This is a genomic window from Anaerobacillus sp. ABR4_321, assembly GCF_056158505.1.
This window is the reverse complement of record NZ_JBSWTK010000001.1, coordinates 1,841,852-1,858,327: the sequence shown is the minus strand read 5'-3', so window position 1 is coordinate 1,858,327 and position 16,476 is coordinate 1,841,852. Positions and strand designations below refer to the sequence as shown.

The window sequence follows — 16,476 nt, the reverse complement described above, 5'->3', positions numbered from 1 at the left end:
CTCACGTACAAAAAATACAAGGCGACTCATCGCCTTGTATTCCTTAATTGTTTATTTTACAGCAGTTTCATTCATTTTGTTTGCCTTGAACATAGCGGATTTTTCTTCTTTAGCTGATTCAGCTTTTGAAGGAGCTTTCTTTGTCGTAACAAGAAGATATATAACAGCAAAGTAACCGATGTACGCTACGATTTCTTCTATTGAAGGCATGGAAGAATATCCAAACAGCGCCTTGAAGAAAATACCGATGTCGCCAGATAATAGAGGGGCAACGCCGTTATCACGTACATAATGAGCATAATCGATCGGATGTTCAGGCAAGAACCATGTTAAGTCATAGACGTGAGGCATGACACTTCCAATCATTCTAATATCCTGCATCATGGAGATACCTTGAACAAGTAACCCTCCAGCGATGAGGACGATGAAGATTCCTGTTACCTTAAAGAAAGATTTGAGCGGGATACGCATCGTACCTTTGAAGAAAAGATACGATACAACAGCAGCAATTAACACTCCCGTAATGGCTCCCCAACCTTCGAAACCTTTCCCAATATCGCCGCCTGTAATCGCAGCGAAGAAGAAGACCGTTTCGATGCCTTCTCGTAAAACAACGAGGAACGAATGAATAACCATACCAATTATATTTCCTGTCGTTATATACTTCGTCATTTTTCCTTCAGTCTTGCCTTTGATGTCCCGGCTATGTTCAGCCATCCAAAACACCATTTGTGTCAGTAATACTGAGGAGATCAGCATAATGGCGATCTTCAGGTACATTTCACTTCCCATTGCAGCAAATCCAGTGAAGACTACCTGAAACAACATGGCGACACCTATGCTTGCAACAACTGCAAGTCCTGCGCCTAGCCAAACAAATTTGTTGTATTGACGTTGTCCCATTCGTTTCATATACGTTGTGATGATTCCTATGATGAGAAGGGCTTCAAGTACTTCTCTGAACATGATCAGCAATGCCTGAATTTCCATTTACCTTTCCCCTTTCTACGTTCTTTACGAACGGCGACGCATTCTAGTTGTGTAGATCACAACGCCTGCAATGACGATTACAATCAATACGATCGGTAACCAATTCGATAGTTGACCAAGATCGGTCCACTCAGTTTTACCATTATCATTCGTATCGTCGGTAGCGCTTTTACCAAAATGACCAATCTCGACTGACTCCATGTTAAATTGATCTTGTAGCGCTGTAAGAATTTTATCTTTACTCTCAATAAATTGATCTTTATCTGATTCTTTTTCTCCTACTCCGAACAAACCAGGATTACCAAGCGAATTTAAGATGGTTTCAAAATCGCTCTTAATCTCGCTATCCACTTCTTCGTTTTTTTGCTTTACGACAGGAGAAAGCTTTTTGTAAGTTGCATCAGCCTTCCCTACTAGCTTTCGAGTCGTATCATATTCTTCGAAGTTGTCCTCCACGTTCTCAAGACGCCTAGAGATATTGAGGACGAGTATTTTCTGCATGTTCGTAATAACTTCTTCTTTATCTTCATTTTCGAGGGCGGACTTAATCACGCTAACTGCGTCGTCACCCATATGTAATTGAATTTCTTCTTCTACAGTAGCAAATATCTCACTTGCTTTATCATAGTTTGGAGGAGATTCATTAAGCTTTGCTACCATCTCACTATACGCTTCAGCTACTTTTTCTTCAGTGGGGTCACCGTATGAATACGCAAAAGCTTTTAGTGGAGTGGTTACCATAGATGTAATCATGATGATGAGTGCTACGAGCGCGATGTGTTTTTTCATTGAGAATCCTCCTCATTGATAATGATAATGATTATCAGAATTGAAGTCAATATCAGATATGCATTTGTTATGGCTTTTCTGTGTGTAATTGAGACCAATCGATCGGTTTGATCTGATGGGCATGATAATCAATAGGTACTCGTTTAACAGGTCTTGACATCTCCTTCGCAATCGCCGGAAGTACTGAAGTCATATACGCTTTAAACTTTATATAGGACTGACCGGTCGATCGAACTTGATAGGTGATCGGTATTTCGATTACGCGGAACCCTTTTCTTACAAGATTCAGTGTTAATACTTGTGCATAGTTATAGTCATGAATAATCTCTGCTTCTTCCATTGCCTGTCTTGAGAATGCCCTCATCCCTGACTGCCCATCATAAATCCATTTTCGTAATAAAATGGATTGGAGAAATGTGAAAAAGTAATTCCCGAGCCTCCTATGAAGTTGCATCCCATCTATCGTTCCCTTAAATCTCGACCCCATCACATAGTCTGATTCACCTTCGAGCAGGGGTGCCAATAACTCCGGCAACTGCCAGGCAGGGTATTCATTATCAGCATCTAACATGACGCCAATATCAGCACCAAGAGCAACAGATTGTTGAAGTCCCGTCCGTACCGCTGCTCCTAGACCTTTGTTATGGTCTTTCGAAAAAATATGATCAGCACCAGCTTCTTTTGCTACTTCTACCGTTCGATCTGTTGATCCATCATCAATGACAAGAATACTCACCTTAACGTCTTTATGAAAGTCTCTTGGTATTTTGCGAATGACTTCACCTATAGCCTGTTCCTCGTTATGAGCTGGCAAGAAAACAATAACATGTTGTTTCATTAATCTTTCTCTTCCTTCCTGTGGTTGAACGCTTCAGTTAGAATTTCACCTCTACTATGTGATGGAATAGGCGCACCAAGAAGGTGTGCAACAGTCGGGGCTACCGATGTTAGACTGTGCTTGTCTTCAACTATTTTCCCTGCATTAATGGAAGGGCCATTCATAAAGAAAGGAACGAATCGCTCTCCTTCGTCAAGATGTCCGTGCCCTCCTATTCCATCAGCCTGCCCATGATCGGCACATATGATCAATGTGGTATTTTCCATATAACCATTCTCATCCAACCAATTTACGTATTCTTCAACAAGGCGATCAGCTTCTTCTATCTTTTGGATATATTCATCGTAAAGAACACCTCTTGAGTGTCCGGTTTGGTCTGTTCCAATAAGCTGGACAGTAAAAAAGTCTGGATCCTTCTCTTTCATAACCTCTCTAGCTCTACCCATAATATTAGAATCGGCTACATCATTATGCATCACAGCCGTTACTGTATCTACGTCATCTCCCATCGCATCAACAAGATGGGCAATTCCAAGGAGTCTACCGCTCTTATTCACCTTTCGCAACGAATCATAGATCGTCTCGACTTTTACGCCACGACCCCAAACCATATTTGAATTGATTCCATGTTCAAAAGGATACGTTCCAGTCATCATGGATGAAAAACATACTACTGTCCTTGCTGGATAAACTGTTTCCATCTGGCTATATTCAGTACCACTCTTTTTCAGCGAATCCAAAAAAGGGGTTTGTGCCTCTTGGAACCGTTCCTTTCTCATTCCATCGATGACGATCATGATTACTTTTTCATTCTTATTGTTAGAAGACTTTACATCTTCTGTATAGGTCGGTTTGATTGTTGGTTTCCAGTCAAATAAATATTTGTGTAAAATGTAGCTAAACAGAAAGATGGCACCATACAACATGAGCAACTTGTCCCACTCGATGGACAATGAAGAACCGATATATGAATCTGTCACCATAGTCCAAATGCCTATGATCAGCAATACTTTAGGTAGCTGCTCCTGAGCATTTCCGCTCGTTGAATCACTATTCTTTAATACGAGTTTCCAAAATCGAGTGAAGTTCGTCCAACTCGTTCCAATTCTCAGATGATAATATAGCGTTCCCCAGAAAAACACCGTAAAAAAGAAATAGAGTGCTATTGCAAACAATGATGCTGTTAGAGAAAAGTGGTCAAAGATTATTAAAAAACCTATCAAGGGAAGCCATAAATAATTTCTCAAGAAAAGCGGAAAATCATAATGATAGTAAAGAACTAGAAGAGGGAGAACCGCTCCTAATCCGAATAAAAACCCACTCCAAAATGAAACTGAAAACCACTCTGATATGTAAAATAACAATAAAGTTCCCGTAACAAAAATAGGAGTGAAGGGCTTTCCTTCGTTCAAAAGATTCCAGCACCTTGCTGCAACCTTCTCAAAACCTGAAGCTTGTTTCATTCTGTTTCTCCTTTCGACTTTACAAACGATTTCAATTTATTCATTTTAAGAGGATACATGTAAAATGCTGCCGCACCGGCAGCAAAGGAGTATAAATACTTAAATCCATGAGTAATGATCGCAATCATAAACGCATCTTCTAGCTGGAATCCAGAGCGATACAAAGACAGGCTCATCACACTTTCATAAGTTGCGAGTCCTCCAGGTGCAAGTTGTAAAACACCAGAACCGACGGACAGTGCTGTCACCCACATTGCGTTAAGATAGCTAAACGATGCCATATCGACAATCGCAACAGCATACACGACGATTCCCTCAAAGATCCAGCTGATGCCTGATAACGAAATAATGACCAAACCCGATCTAGATTTCACAAGAGAGGTAAAGTCATTCCATTGTGTTGATACGAAAGCAGGTAGTTTGTTGTGTTTTTCCAAGAGATAAAGAAAGACAGTTCCTACTCCTATCGCTACAAGTGCACTAAGAAAGAAAACGGAATTCAGCTGAATTCCAATAGCACTCGCTCCAAACATTGCGAATAAACCAAGCCACAAAAGATCCAAAGCTCTTAACGACACTACGGAAGATAACGATTTCGTCCATTTTATATCCTGATGTTGTGCCAAGGCTCCCACTCTTACAGCATCTCCACCTTTAAAAGGTAATAGGTGGTTAAAAAACAAACTATAGAATATTCCTGATAGGTAGACGACGAATGGCACATTCGGATTCACAAGAATTCTCCAACACCAAGCACGTAACAAAAACGCAATTGTATATCCTACAACCATGAGTACTAGGAGAATAGGATGGCTGAAAAGAGCCAAGATGGTTTGCCTTAAATCTTCAAATGTAAACACTTTAACGAATAGAAAAACAAACAAAACAACGAGCGATAAGCTAGTTAACCATTTAATTATCTGTAGTAGTTTTTTGCCCATTCCACCGTTCTCCGTATTCCTTCATTTATTCCTATATCAGGAGTGTAACCGAGCATCTCTTGCGCTTTCGATATGTTGCTCCACGTATGCTTCACATCACCCGCTCGATGAGGGCGTTCGAACAGTTTACCTTCTGGGAAATACTCTTGTAATATCGTGATCAACTCATCTAATGATACGGGTGTTCCGCTTCCAAGGTTAAATATCTCGGATTGACTTGATTGTCTTTTCAAGGTCAGCGAGATACCTTTCACAATATCATCGATAAATGAGAAATCACGAGACTGTTCTCTTCCAAAGATCTCGATAGGTTGATCGTTTAAAAACTTTTTAATAAATAGAGGAATGGCCATATCCGGTCTGCCCCAAGGTCCATACACAGTAAAGAATCGTAGTATAGAAAGCTTGTATCCATAGAGTGATTGATAAGCATGACAAAAGGATTCAGCTCCGTATTTCGCAGCGGCATATGGAGAACAAACCTTTCCGTTAGCATCTTCTTCTTTCACCGGACCGCTGTCAGCATTGCCATAGACGGATGAGGATGACGCAAATAGAAAGTGGGATACGCCTGTTTCACCGGACGCTTTTAAAACATTTACCGTCGTTTTTATATCTTGATCAATATATTCGTGTGGGTTTAAAAGCGAATATTGTACTCCAGGAAGGGCTGCTAAATGAATGACTGCATCATAGGAATGCTCCTTAAAATGCTTCATTGTTTTCTCTTCATTTAGTAAATCGAATTGATGTAGTGTAAAGTCTCCCAACTTTTTCACTTGGTCTATATGATCTGCCTTCCTTTTTACGTCATAATAGGAAGTCATATTGTCGATGACCGTAACGCTGTGTTTTTCTTTGATGAGATATTTGGCTAAGTGGCTTCCAATGAAACCTGCTCCACCAGTAATCAATACGTTCATATTCTGCACTCCTACTACTCAACTAAAAAAGAAACTTCCTCTTAAGCATTCCTAACTTTCATGTACAATAGAAAAGGCCGCTTTAAGCGGCCAATTTCGTCTTTCTTTATTCTACTACACTTTTTAGCGTAGACACAATTTCATCGCTTAATTTTGCTGCTTCATCAGCTTTATCGTTGCTAATGGCTTCAAACCACTCTTGCCCTTTTGTATAAAGACCTTTCGTTTCTTCTTCACCTAGCGTTTCCATCAATGGCTTCTCGATTGCTTTCATGAAGACATTTGCTTCCATTGCAGCTTCTCGTCCATCTGTCAGTTTGCCTTCATCTGCCATAGCAGCAACCTTTTCATGATAGCTCATGATTTTGCCCATGAATGCTTTCGTGAACAAAGTAGAAACTTCGTCTGATTTAATCGTACTTGGATCAGTTTCACTAATATTGAATAGTTCGCTTAACTTATTCGCCGCTTCTTCATCTCCACCAGATAGAGAACCTTGAATTGCCTGGTAGAATCCAAGAGCTTCTGCCTGCATGATCTTCAGATCTTCTGTTTCACCATCTTGGACTGCTTGATCAATCTTTTCTGCGTAAGAGTTAGCTGCTAAGTAGTAGCTCTTATATGTGGATTTGTCAGTAACTTGCTTGTACACTGCAAAGTTATCCATTTCTCCATTATTTAAAGCTTCTTCTTGAGCGTCTAAGCCGTTATTAATATTTTGTACGATGCTTGAATCACCCTCAAGCTCGTAATAAGAATCACGTTTCTCTGCTGTAGGAATGAAAACATTCTCAGCTAGCTTTTTAATTTCGTTAAAGTGAAGCATCGCTTTTTCATCTTCACCAGCATCTTTTGCTTCGATAACAGCTGCATGAAGTGATTTTTGCTTTTGATAGAAATAGGATTGTGTTCCTTTATCAATCATTTGACGAGCAACGTTCATATCTAGTTCGCCAGATTTACCTGCTTCAATTCCTGTGGTAATAAACTGATCGATTTCATTACTCGTTTCATTTACTGCACTTTTCAGTTCATCAGAATAAGTAGCGTCGACCATTTCCCAATCTACTTCTTTGTCTTCTTTCATCTTATTTAGTTCTTCCGTTATAGCTTTGTAAGCCTCAATTTGTTTTACGGAGTCAGATTCTTCGACTGACATGTCGCTTGAAGCATTCTCTTCCGTGTTATTGTTAGAGTTGCTTGATTCCTCTTGAGTTTGCTCATTTGTGTTTGAAGCATTTTCTGAGTCGTTGCCGCATGCTACAAGCACAGTTCCTGCAAGTGTAATAGAAGCAAATAGCATCATTGATCTTTTCATTATGTAATCCCCTTTTCATCGTTGTCTGTTCTTATGATATCCATCAAGATTATATCGAGAACGATTATCAGTGTCAATACTGTTGTAATTTAAAAATAAAAAAGACCCCAATCTCAAGGATTGAGGTCTTGATGTTTATCGTTTATTGATGCTTAGAAAGTGTTTGTGCTAGTGCTTCTTTCGGTTGGAAACCAACGACTTGGTCAACAACTTCTCCGTTTTTGAAAACTAGAAGTGTTGGGATGCTCATTACACCAAACTTGCTTGCTGTTTCTTGGTTCTCATCTACGTCGATTTTAACCACTTTCACATCAGTCATCTCAGCATCTAGTTCTTCAAGAACTGGTGCGATCATCTTACAAGGTCCACACCATGGTGCCCAAAAGTCTGCAAGAACAAGACCTTCGCTTGTTTCTTGGTTAAAGTTTTGATCTGTCGCATGTACGATAGCCATTCTATATCTTCCTCCTTAAACAAATATCACTTGAGAATACCAGGTTAAAGGCCGGTTGCCTCAATGTGCTCTGCCATATTGACATTCGTCAATTGGCTCAGATTGAGTATATCATTAATACTCATGGTGTTTCCATTTTTTTGACTCACACTCATTCTTCCCTATTTACTGAAGAAAAAACGTGTAAAAAAGCGAGCTCGCGGCTCGCTTTTTGTTTAGTTCGTTTGGAGAACTTTTTTGAATTCTTGTGTTAATAGTGGAACAACTTCAAACAGGTCTCCAACGATTCCATAATCTGCTACATTAAAAATATTCGCTTCTGGATCTTTATTGATCGCAACGATTACTTTTGAGTTAGACATACCAGCGAGGTGTTGGATTGCCCCTGATATACCGCACGCGATGTAGAGATCTGGAGTAACGACCTTACCAGTTTGCCCGATCTGTAGCGAGTAATCGCAATAATCTGCGTCACACGCTCCTCGAGATGCTCCTACAGCAGCACCGAGTACGTCAGCAAGTTCTTGTAGTGGTTCGAAACCGTCTTCACTCTTCACACCACGGCCACCTGCAACAATCACTTTTGCCTCTGATAGATCTACTCCAGAAGTAGACTTGCGAACGACTTCTTTCACGATCGTACGAAGATCTTTAATCTCTACCTCTTCAGAGAAAACTTCGCCTGAACGTGACTCATCTTTCTCAAGAGCAGAAATGTTATTCGGACGAATCGTTGCAAGGATAACACCTGATTTTACCTTCTTCTTCTCAAATGCTTTACCAGAATAGATCGGACGTGTGAATACGATATCCTCACCATCTAATTCGATTGCAGTAGCATCTGAGATTAAGCCAGCATCTAATTTACTAGCAAGTTTTGGTGCCACATCTTTTCCCATCGATGTATGTGGGAAGAGGATCGCATCAGGTTCGATAGAGTTGATGATCTGCAAGAACACTTGCCCGTACCCATCGCTTGTATAAGTTGAAAGCTTTTCATTCTCTGCTTTAATGACACGATCTGCTCCATAATGGAACAACGAATCTGTTAATGCGCTTACATTTTCGCCCGCTATCGCTGCGATTACTTCTCCACCCGCTGCGATTTCTTTCCCAGCTGCGATTGCCTCAAACGATACATTACGAAGTTCATTCTCACGACTTTCTGCAATTACGAGTACTTTTTTGGCCATTGTAAACCCCTCCTATATAACTTTCGCTTCCTGACGAAGTAATTTCACTAGTTCTTGTACTTGATCGTCCACTTCACCTTCAAGTACTTTTCCAGCTTCTTTTTTAGGTGGTAAATAACGCTCTAGAGTTTCTGTTTTTGCTCCAATTTCATCTTCATCGATGTCTAGTTCATCATAATCTATTTCTTCAAGTGGCTTTTTCTTTGCCTTCATGATTCCAGGAAGTGATGGATAACGTGGTTCATTAAGTCCCTGCTGAGCTGTTACAAGCAGTGGAAGCTGCGCTTCAACGATTTCCACATCCCCCTCGACATCTCTTTCGATTGTAACTGTGCTACCATCGATATCTAGCTTCGTGATCGTCGTTACATAAGGAATACCCATCTTCTCTGCTAAGCGAGGGCCAATCTGTCCAGTGCTATTATCATTCGAGACGTTTCCACCAAGGATGATGTCGTACTCTTTATCTTCGAAATAAGCGGCTAATAGCGCAGTTGTGGTATATTGGTCGCTCTCATCAAGCTCTTCATTATTAATTAGAACCGCTTTATCTGCACCCATTGCGAGAGCAGTTCGAAGCTCCTTCTCCACTTCTTCACTACCGATACTAACGACTGTAACTTCACCGCCGTGGTCGTCACGAAGTTGAATTGCTTCTTCAATCGCATACTCGTCGTAAGGGTTGATAATAAACTCAACGCCTTCTTCACTGATCTTGCCATTCTCAATAACAATTTTTTCTTCAGTATCAAATGTTCTCTTCATAATTACGAATATGTTCATTTCTTTTTACCCTCCCTGAGATAATTATCTTTATTTATCAGTAAAGTTCGGCTTTCGCTTCTCAATGAAAGCACGAATACCTTCTTGCCCATCTTCAGATACGAAGGCTTTACCGAAGTACTCTTTTTCTTTCGCTACTCCTTCATTGAACTTAGCTGGTTTAGAGTAAGTTAATAACTCTAGTGCATACCTCATCGTTACAGCACTCTTTTGAGCGATCTTCTCAGCCAATTCTTTCGCTTTAGGAAGGAGTTCATCTTCAGAATAAACTTGATTTACCAAGCCTAAGTTTGCAGCTTCTTGTCCTGTGATTGGTTCACTCGTTAGAAGCATTTCAGCAGCTTTCGCCTTGCCTACAAGTTCAGGCAAGCGCTGTGATCCTGCAAAGCCTGGTACAAGCCCTAATTGTAGTTCTGGCAATCCAAGTTTTGCACTTTCCGTTGCGAGGCGAATGTGGCAAGCCATCGCAAGCTCAAGCCCTCCTCCGAGCGCAGCTCCATGAATGGCAGCGATGATCGGTTTTGGGAACGCTTCCATTTTATCGAAAAGCGTTTGACCAATGCCTCCGAGCTCTCCAAAACCTTCTTCGGTATCAACAGTTGTAAATTCTTTTATGTCTGCTCCAGCAGAGAAAAACCTGCCTTCACCAGTCAACAAGATAACTTTTGCTTCTGAATCATTCTCTAAATCATTAAGTATTTGCGTCAGTTCTTTAAGTACGTCTGTAGCAACAGCATTCGCTGGTGGTCTTTCTAAGGAAATGTTCGCTAGCTTGTTTTCTTTCGATAATTTTAAAAATTCCACTTTCCCACTCCTTCCTAAGCAGTCCCGGAATTTCCGGGACACATATCTATTTGCTTAAGCCATTGATCAGTAAATGATGTATAGGCTTTGCAAGTGCTTCTAAATCAAACTTGTGATCCTTCATAACCCAATTGGTCACTGTTTCATCAAGCGTTCCAAATATCATTTGCCTAGCGAGTCGGACATCAAGCTCTTCCATGAATAGGCCTGCCTTTACGCCATCGATCAAAATCTGATCAACTAAGGTTAAGTATTTCTTAAGTACTTCACCGATTTGAGCACGAAGCTCTTTGTTCGTTTGCCTTAATTCTAACTGGGTGACGATTGCAAGCTCGTAATCGGAAGAAAGATGCCTGAAGTGCATATCGATCAGCGTTAACAGCTTTTCTTCTGCATTGCTCTTCTCAGCTATCTGCGCTTCGATCTTATCGATGAAGCTTCCCATCTTTTTTTGAAACAGTGAGATAAGCAGATCTTCTTTATTCTTGAAGTATAAGTAGATCGTACCGTCTGCTACACCGGCTTCACGCGCTATTTTTGAAACCTGCGCTTGATGGTAACCATTTTGTGCAATCACGACTACAGCAGCATCAATGATTTTGTCATACTTTGGGCCACGCTTTTTCCCTTTTTCCACCATAGCAAGTTCTCCTTTATTCTTAATCCGACACCTCATTCACCAGAAATGAATGAGCATTCATTCATATTTATATTGTAGCGGTACACAACAGGTACTGTCAATATCGGATTTCTGAGCGAGCGCTCAATTTGAATACAAGGATATTTGCAAGTTCATCATATCATAATAAGCTGAAATGTGCGAATTTTTCTAATTAATTTTCCAATCATCTTCACTAGTTTCTTAAAGAAGAAAACCAATCGCTAAAGCGATTGGCTTTTTTCTTTTTCTTCATCAACGAGTACTCGGCGAAGGATTTTCCCAACCGTAGTCTTTGGAAGCTCATCTCGAAATTCATACAAATGAGGAACCTTGTACGCTGCAAGAAAGCGCCTACAATGTTGATTTAACTCTTCCTCAGTACAATTGCTATTACTCTTCAGGACAACGAATGCTTTTACGGTTTCTCCACGATATGGATCCGGAACGCCTATTATAACCGCTTCTTGAACAGCTTCATGTTCATATAACACTTCTTCTACTTCTCGAGGATATATATTGAATCCACCTGCAATGATCATATCTTTCTTACGATCGACAATATAAAAGTATCCCTTCTCGTCTTGATAAGCCATATCTCCCGTATAAAGCCAGCCGTCTTTTAGGACAGCTTCCGTTTCATCAGGACGATTCCAGTATCCCTTCATCACTTGAGGGCCCTTTACGATAAGTTCACCAATTTCTTTAACTTCAGCTTCCTCACCGTCAGGCTTCACAACCTTAGCATCGGTATCCGGCCAAGGCATCCCGACACTTCCGATGACATTACCATCTGAAATAGGATTCGCGTGTGTAACAGGCGAAGATTCTGTTAAACCGTAGCCTTCCACGAGCCTTCCACTGATTTTTTGCTGAAACTTCTGTTGTACTTCGATCGGCAGTGGTGCTGATCCACTAATACATGATTTGATCGAAGAGAGGTCATAGCTGTCGAAGTCAGGCTCGTTCAGTAGTGAGATATAAATTGTTGGGGCACCTGGAAACAAGGTTGGTTTCTGTTTGTCAATCGTCTTCAACGTGTCTCTCGGTTCGAATTTAGGCAAGATAATCATCTTAGAGGCATACATTATCGAAAAGTTCATAACACACGTCATACCATATACGTGGAAGAAAGGTAGTACTCCCATTATTCTTTCTTCGCCATAAGTAATATCTCGATTCCATACAATCATTTGCATTGTATTCACTACGAGGTTGTAGTGAGTCAACATGACTCCTTTTGCTAGACCTGTTGTCCCACCTGTATATTGAAGCAAAGCCAAGTCCTCTTTAGGATCGATGTCTAGATCGATTTCATTCAACTTTCCATTTTTCACCCAGCTGTGAAAGGTGTGGATGCTTTCGTTCAATGGTATTTCGACGATAGGACCTTGCTTATTCTTCTTTTGAACGAGAGGATAAAGCAAGTTCTTAGGAAAAGGCAAGTACTCATTGATCTTTGTGACAACTACATGTTCTAACGATGTTTTATCTCTTACTTTTAACACTTTTGGTAATACAAGGTCTAAGCAGATAATAATCGTTGCTTGTGAATCTGTTAATTGATGCTCGAGCTCTCGTTCCATGTAAAGCGGATTCGTTTGAACAACAATTCCACCTGCCATAAGTACTGCATAATAACTTATAACAGCTTGAGGACAGTTCGGCAGCATGATCGATACTCGCTCGCCCTTCTCAAGCCCATGCGCCTTTAAAGAATTTGCTAATCGATTCGCACGATCGAAAAGCTCCTGATACGTTAGTTCTTTTCCTAAAAAATGAACTGCCTTCTTATTTGGATAGTTCTGAGCAGCATCTTTTAGGTACTGATGAAGAGGCTTATTATCGTACTCCATCACGGGCGGTACACCTTCATCATAATGCGAGAACCACGGTTTTTCGCTAATATTCTCCATTATTTTTTCAACCTCCCTTTCAACTCTCCTTTCAAACCCTATTCTCTCTATAAAATAATTATAATGAAAAACAAGAAAATATCCTATCTTTTTTTGATTTTTTTGAATAGATTGGCAATTTTCGTCACAACTTGTCTTATTTAAATAAAAAAAGACAGGTTTGCACCTGTCTATCTAGACTGTTGAGAAAACATTAAGAGTTATCTCTCAATAATATAGCGAGATTTCCGCTCCAGGATGCTCGCTTTCCGCGGGGCGGGCGGTGAGCTTCCTCGTCGCTTACACTCCTGTGGGATCTCACCTGTCCCGCTGATCCCGCAGGAGTCGAGCATCCTTCCGCTTCAATCAGCGTTATATGAAGGTTTATATAATTAGAAATTATAACGATATATAGAGCCAAGAAAGATTGGATAGCACTCATTGGAAAGTTAAATTGATTTGAATGTATTTATTAGCAGTTATCCGGTCAATAATATTCAATTTTTTTCAAACAAAGCTAAAAGACAGGTTTTCACCTGTCTTCTCTACACAAAATAAAGTAAGTAAACGATACCTGCGATAAAAAAGATCCCTGCAACTACCATTAATACTTTCCATAACGTCTCCATTACATTCTCCCCTTAACTGATCCCTGCTCCAATGACGAATGAAAGTCCAACTGAAATGACCATCGAAATGAATCCTACAGCACGGTTATCTTGTTTTATTTCTTCGTCGATTCGAAATTTAGGAGTTAAAAATTCAAAAGTAAAGTATCCGATCAATAATAAAACAAAGCCGAATATCCCCCACCCCATCATGGTAACTAGCGAATCGTTGTGTTCGATCGAGAATCGAAAGATATTCGCGATCCCAAAGATCTTACCACCTGTTGCTAGAGCAACGGCTAAATTGCCATTCTTGACCTCATCCCAGTTACGATAAGAGGTAACAAATTCAAAAGCCGAGAGAAATACAATCATACACACGATGACGACACTATAGTTGGCTGCCGTTTGAAAAGCTACACTATCCCAAAGTTGATCCATCTCTGAGCTTCCTTTCCTTATTTCAGTTCGACGACGGTTACGCCGCCACCGCCTTCATTCATTCCACCCATTCTAAGTGTCTTCACACGAGAGTGACGTTTCAACCATTCATGAACGCCTTTCCTTAGAGCGCCAGTGCCTTTACCATGTATGATCGAAACTTGATGATACCCAGCTAGAAGCGCATCATCAATATACCGCTCTACTTCCACCTGAGCGTCTTCGTATCGTTTTCCTCTTAAGTCTAACTCAGTCTTAACACTGCTATCACGGCCACGTACTGAAACGAGCGGCTTTCTCTCTACTACGGGTTTCGATTTTACCTTTTCAAGGTCATTCGCTTTCACATTCATTTTCATTATACCAAGCTGTACTTGATACTCGTTTTTACCAACTTGCTCAACGATATGTCCTTTCTGGTTAAAACTAATGACATTTACTTCATCACCTGGTTTGTAGGATTTCACCTGCGCCTTATTAGATGGCTGTTTTGTTTTCTTAAGTTCTGGCTTAGTTTCGTCAAGCTGCTTTTGGGCATCGATCAACTGATGTTCTTTTACAGAACCTTTCTGGAATGTGCGAAGGTCGTTTATGATTTTTTTCGCTTTCTCTTTTGCTTTATCAACCTCTTCGGCTGCTTGTCTTTCAGCTTCTTCTAACATTCGTTCTCGTTGATTTTCGAACTTTTCAAGCTGCGCTTCAAGGTCTTTTTTCAAAGCTTCTGCTTCTTTACGAATCACTTCAGCGCTTTCGCGATCAGATTCTGCTTTCTTCTGACTGTCTTCAAGTGAAGAAATCATTTTATCTACTTTATTACTTTCACTTGATATTTGAGATCTAGCATCATCTATAATGACTTCCATTAGTCCAAGTCTTCTTGAAATTTCAAAGGCATTACTTCTTCCAGGAACACCAATTAGCAACCGATATGTAGGACGTAGCGTTTCAACGTCAAATTCTACACTCGCATTCATAACCCCTTCACGGTTGTAGGCATAGGCTTTTAGTTCACTATAGTGAGTAGTAGCGATAACTTTTGCTCCACTATTGTAAACATAATCTAAAATTGAAATCGCCAGTGCTGCACCTTCTTGAGGGTCCGTACCTGCACCAAGCTCATCAAACAACACGAGGCTATTGTGATCGAGGTTTTCAAGAATACCAACGATATTTGTCATGTGAGAAGAAAACGTACTTAAGCTTTGTTCAATCGACTGTTCATCACCAATATCTGCGAATATATGTTGGAAGACAGACATAGAAGAATTCTCTTCAGCAGGAATATGAAGACCTGATTGAGCCATAAGCGTTAACAGACCAGCTGTTTTTAACGTAACGGTTTTCCCGCCTGTATTAGGTCCTGTAATAACAAGAGATGAGTAATCGTCTCCAAGCTTTATTGAGATCGGTACAACATCATCTTGTGGAAGAAGCGGGTGTCGACCTTTGCGAATTTCAAATGCTCCTTCATCATTCATAGTAGGCTTAGTTGCTTTCAGCTCGTTCGCATATAGTGCTCTAGCAAATATAAAATCGATCTCTGCTAACATGTCGACATTATGTCTTAGAGTTTCTGCTGATTCAGCCACTTTTACAGTTAACTCAGTAAGGATACGTTCAATTTCTTGTTTTTCTTTTACCTTCACTTCTTTGAGCTGATTATTGATCGACACTACTGACTGAGGTTCGATGAAGAGTGTCGCACCTGAAGATGATTGATCATGAACCATTCCACCGAAAGAGCTTCTGTACTCCTGCTTAACAGGTATGACGTACCGTTCATTTCTGATCGTCACGAGTGCATCAGACAACATCTTTCTTGTATTCGAAGAGCGTATTAAGCTTTCCAATTTCTCTCTTACTCTTGATTCATAGCTTCTCAACTGCGTGCGCAGCCTTCTTAACGCATCACTTGCAGAATCCAGCAAATCACCATCTTGATCAATACATGCATTGATTTCATGCTCTAGTTCTGTCTCGTTCATAATTTGGCTGACGAGGCTTCCTAAGAGAGGGAGCTCTATTCCGTCCTCAATCATATTTTCCAAAAAGGTTTTAAATCGCTTCCCACCGTAAATCGTACTCGAAATGTCTAAAAGCTCTGAAGGGTTCAAGACTCCCCCAATTTCAGCTCTCTTCAAGCTCGAGCGTATATCTCTGATTCCACCTAGAGGAGCTTGGCCACGCAAACGAAGAACGGTTCTTCCTTCATCCGTTTCATCAAGATGACTGTTCACTTCTGCTAAGTCATAGAATGGGACTAATTGTTCTGTTTTTTGCTTTCCTAAAGAAGAGGACACGTGCTTTCCGAGTCTTTCTTTCACTTTTTCAAATTCAAGCAGTCGCAACACTCTACTGTTCACTGATTCGTTCCTCCT

At 40.5% G+C, this 16,476-nt stretch carries 15 protein-coding genes; all 15 read right to left on the bottom strand.

The genetic code is table 11. From position 1 onward, the window contains the following. Positions 1 to 51: 51 nt before the first annotated feature. Positions 52 to 990 (bottom strand): FTR1 family iron permease, encoded by a 939-nt coding sequence (locus ACXADT_RS09540; protein WP_270179507.1) that lies wholly within the window; start codon positions 988 to 990, stop codon positions 52 to 54. A 24-nt stretch (positions 991 to 1,014) separates the two neighbouring features. Continuing rightward, complete coding sequence (locus tag ACXADT_RS09535) at positions 1,015 to 1,779, bottom strand: hypothetical protein (protein WP_270179508.1); 765 nt, start codon at positions 1,777 to 1,779, stop codon at positions 1,015 to 1,017. Positions 1,780 to 1,846: 67 nt separating this feature from the next. After that, positions 1,847 to 2,617, bottom strand: coding sequence for a glycosyltransferase family 2 protein (locus tag ACXADT_RS09530; RefSeq protein WP_474834409.1), 771 nt, complete (start codon positions 2,615 to 2,617; stop codon positions 1,847 to 1,849). Then, positions 2,617 to 4,080, bottom strand: coding sequence for an alkaline phosphatase family protein (locus tag ACXADT_RS09525; protein ID WP_474834407.1), 1,464 nt, complete (start codon positions 4,078 to 4,080; stop codon positions 2,617 to 2,619). Before ACXADT_RS09525 ends, ACXADT_RS09530 begins: the two co-directional genes overlap by 1 nt. Beyond that, positions 4,077 to 5,021 carry a lysylphosphatidylglycerol synthase transmembrane domain-containing protein gene (locus ACXADT_RS09520; protein ID WP_474834405.1) on the bottom strand — a complete coding sequence of 315 codons (945 nt, stop codon included), beginning with the start codon at positions 5,019 to 5,021 and terminating at the stop codon, positions 4,077 to 4,079. Before ACXADT_RS09520 ends, ACXADT_RS09525 begins: the two co-directional genes overlap by 4 nt. Continuing rightward, positions 4,997 to 5,944 (bottom strand): NAD-dependent epimerase/dehydratase family protein, encoded by a 948-nt coding sequence (locus ACXADT_RS09515; RefSeq protein ID WP_474834403.1) that lies wholly within the window; start codon positions 5,942 to 5,944, stop codon positions 4,997 to 4,999. The genes ACXADT_RS09520 and ACXADT_RS09515 overlap by 25 nt, the downstream gene beginning before the upstream one ends. 106 nt (positions 5,945 to 6,050) lie before the next feature. Continuing rightward, entirely contained in the window at positions 6,051 to 7,262 is a 1,212-nt protein-coding gene (locus ACXADT_RS09510; RefSeq protein WP_270179513.1) for a hypothetical protein, read from the bottom strand. 142 nt (positions 7,263 to 7,404) lie between these two features. Further along, entirely contained in the window at positions 7,405 to 7,716 is a 312-nt protein-coding gene (gene trxA, locus ACXADT_RS09505; protein WP_270179514.1) for a thioredoxin, read from the bottom strand. Between the two features lie 215 nt (positions 7,717 to 7,931). Then, on the bottom strand, positions 7,932 to 8,909 hold the full coding sequence (locus ACXADT_RS09500) for an electron transfer flavoprotein subunit alpha/FixB family protein (RefSeq protein ID WP_270179515.1): 978 nt from the start codon (positions 8,907 to 8,909) through the stop codon (positions 7,932 to 7,934). Between the two features lie 12 nt (positions 8,910 to 8,921). Continuing rightward, complete coding sequence (locus ACXADT_RS09495) at positions 8,922 to 9,692, bottom strand: electron transfer flavoprotein subunit beta/FixA family protein (RefSeq protein ID WP_474834401.1); 771 nt, start codon at positions 9,690 to 9,692, stop codon at positions 8,922 to 8,924. Between the two features lie 30 nt (positions 9,693 to 9,722). Then, positions 9,723 to 10,496, bottom strand: coding sequence for an enoyl-CoA hydratase (locus ACXADT_RS09490; protein ID WP_474834399.1), 774 nt, complete (start codon positions 10,494 to 10,496; stop codon positions 9,723 to 9,725). A gap of 46 nt (positions 10,497 to 10,542) precedes the next feature. After that, positions 10,543 to 11,136: a TetR/AcrR family transcriptional regulator gene (locus ACXADT_RS09485; RefSeq protein WP_270179518.1), complete on the bottom strand. Its 594-nt coding sequence runs from the start codon at positions 11,134 to 11,136 to the stop codon at positions 10,543 to 10,545. 242 nt (positions 11,137 to 11,378) lie between these two features. Next, the gene (locus ACXADT_RS09480) at positions 11,379 to 13,070 is read right to left on the bottom strand and encodes a long-chain-fatty-acid--CoA ligase (RefSeq protein ID WP_474834397.1); all 1,692 of its coding nucleotides are present in this window, start codon (positions 13,068 to 13,070) and stop codon (positions 11,379 to 11,381) included. A gap of 620 nt (positions 13,071 to 13,690) precedes the next feature. Then, the gene (locus ACXADT_RS09475; protein ID WP_270179520.1) at positions 13,691 to 14,098 is read right to left on the bottom strand and encodes a DUF350 domain-containing protein; all 408 of its coding nucleotides are present in this window, start codon (positions 14,096 to 14,098) and stop codon (positions 13,691 to 13,693) included. A gap of 17 nt (positions 14,099 to 14,115) precedes the next feature. After that, complete coding sequence (locus tag ACXADT_RS09470) at positions 14,116 to 16,461, bottom strand: endonuclease MutS2 (protein WP_474834395.1); 2,346 nt, start codon at positions 16,459 to 16,461, stop codon at positions 14,116 to 14,118. Positions 16,462 to 16,476: the final 15 nt, after the last annotated feature.

Bases quoted from the DNA above. Each gene is read 5' to 3' on its own strand.
- ACXADT_RS09540 (WP_270179507.1), bottom strand. From the start codon at position 990: ATGGAAATTCAGGCATTGCTGATCATGTTCAGAGAAGTACTTGAAGCC.
- ACXADT_RS09535 (WP_270179508.1), bottom strand. From the start codon at position 1,779: ATGAAAAAACACATCGCGCTCGTAGCACTCATCATCATGATTACATCT.
- ACXADT_RS09530 (WP_474834409.1), bottom strand. From the start codon at position 2,617: ATGAAACAACATGTTATTGTTTTCTTGCCAGCTCATAACGAGGAACAG.
- ACXADT_RS09525 (WP_474834407.1), bottom strand. From the start codon at position 4,080: ATGAAACAAGCTTCAGGTTTTGAGAAGGTTGCAGCAAGGTGCTGGAAT.
- ACXADT_RS09520 (WP_474834405.1), bottom strand. From the start codon at position 5,021: ATGGGCAAAAAACTACTACAGATAATTAAATGGTTAACTAGCTTATCG.
- ACXADT_RS09515 (WP_474834403.1), bottom strand. From the start codon at position 5,944: ATGAACGTATTGATTACTGGTGGAGCAGGTTTCATTGGAAGCCACTTA.
- ACXADT_RS09510 (WP_270179513.1), bottom strand. From the start codon at position 7,262: ATGAAAAGATCAATGATGCTATTTGCTTCTATTACACTTGCAGGAACT.
- trxA (WP_270179514.1), bottom strand. From the start codon at position 7,716: ATGGCTATCGTACATGCGACAGATCAAAACTTTAACCAAGAAACAAGC.
- ACXADT_RS09500 (WP_270179515.1), bottom strand. From the start codon at position 8,909: ATGGCCAAAAAAGTACTCGTAATTGCAGAAAGTCGTGAGAATGAACTT.
- ACXADT_RS09495 (WP_474834401.1), bottom strand. From the start codon at position 9,692: ATGAACATATTCGTAATTATGAAGAGAACATTTGATACTGAAGAAAAA.
- ACXADT_RS09485 (WP_270179518.1), bottom strand. From the start codon at position 11,136: ATGGTGGAAAAAGGGAAAAAGCGTGGCCCAAAGTATGACAAAATCATT.
- ACXADT_RS09480 (WP_474834397.1), bottom strand. From the start codon at position 13,070: ATGGAGAATATTAGCGAAAAACCGTGGTTCTCGCATTATGATGAAGGT.
- ACXADT_RS09475 (WP_270179520.1), bottom strand. From the start codon at position 14,098: ATGGATCAACTTTGGGATAGTGTAGCTTTTCAAACGGCAGCCAACTAT.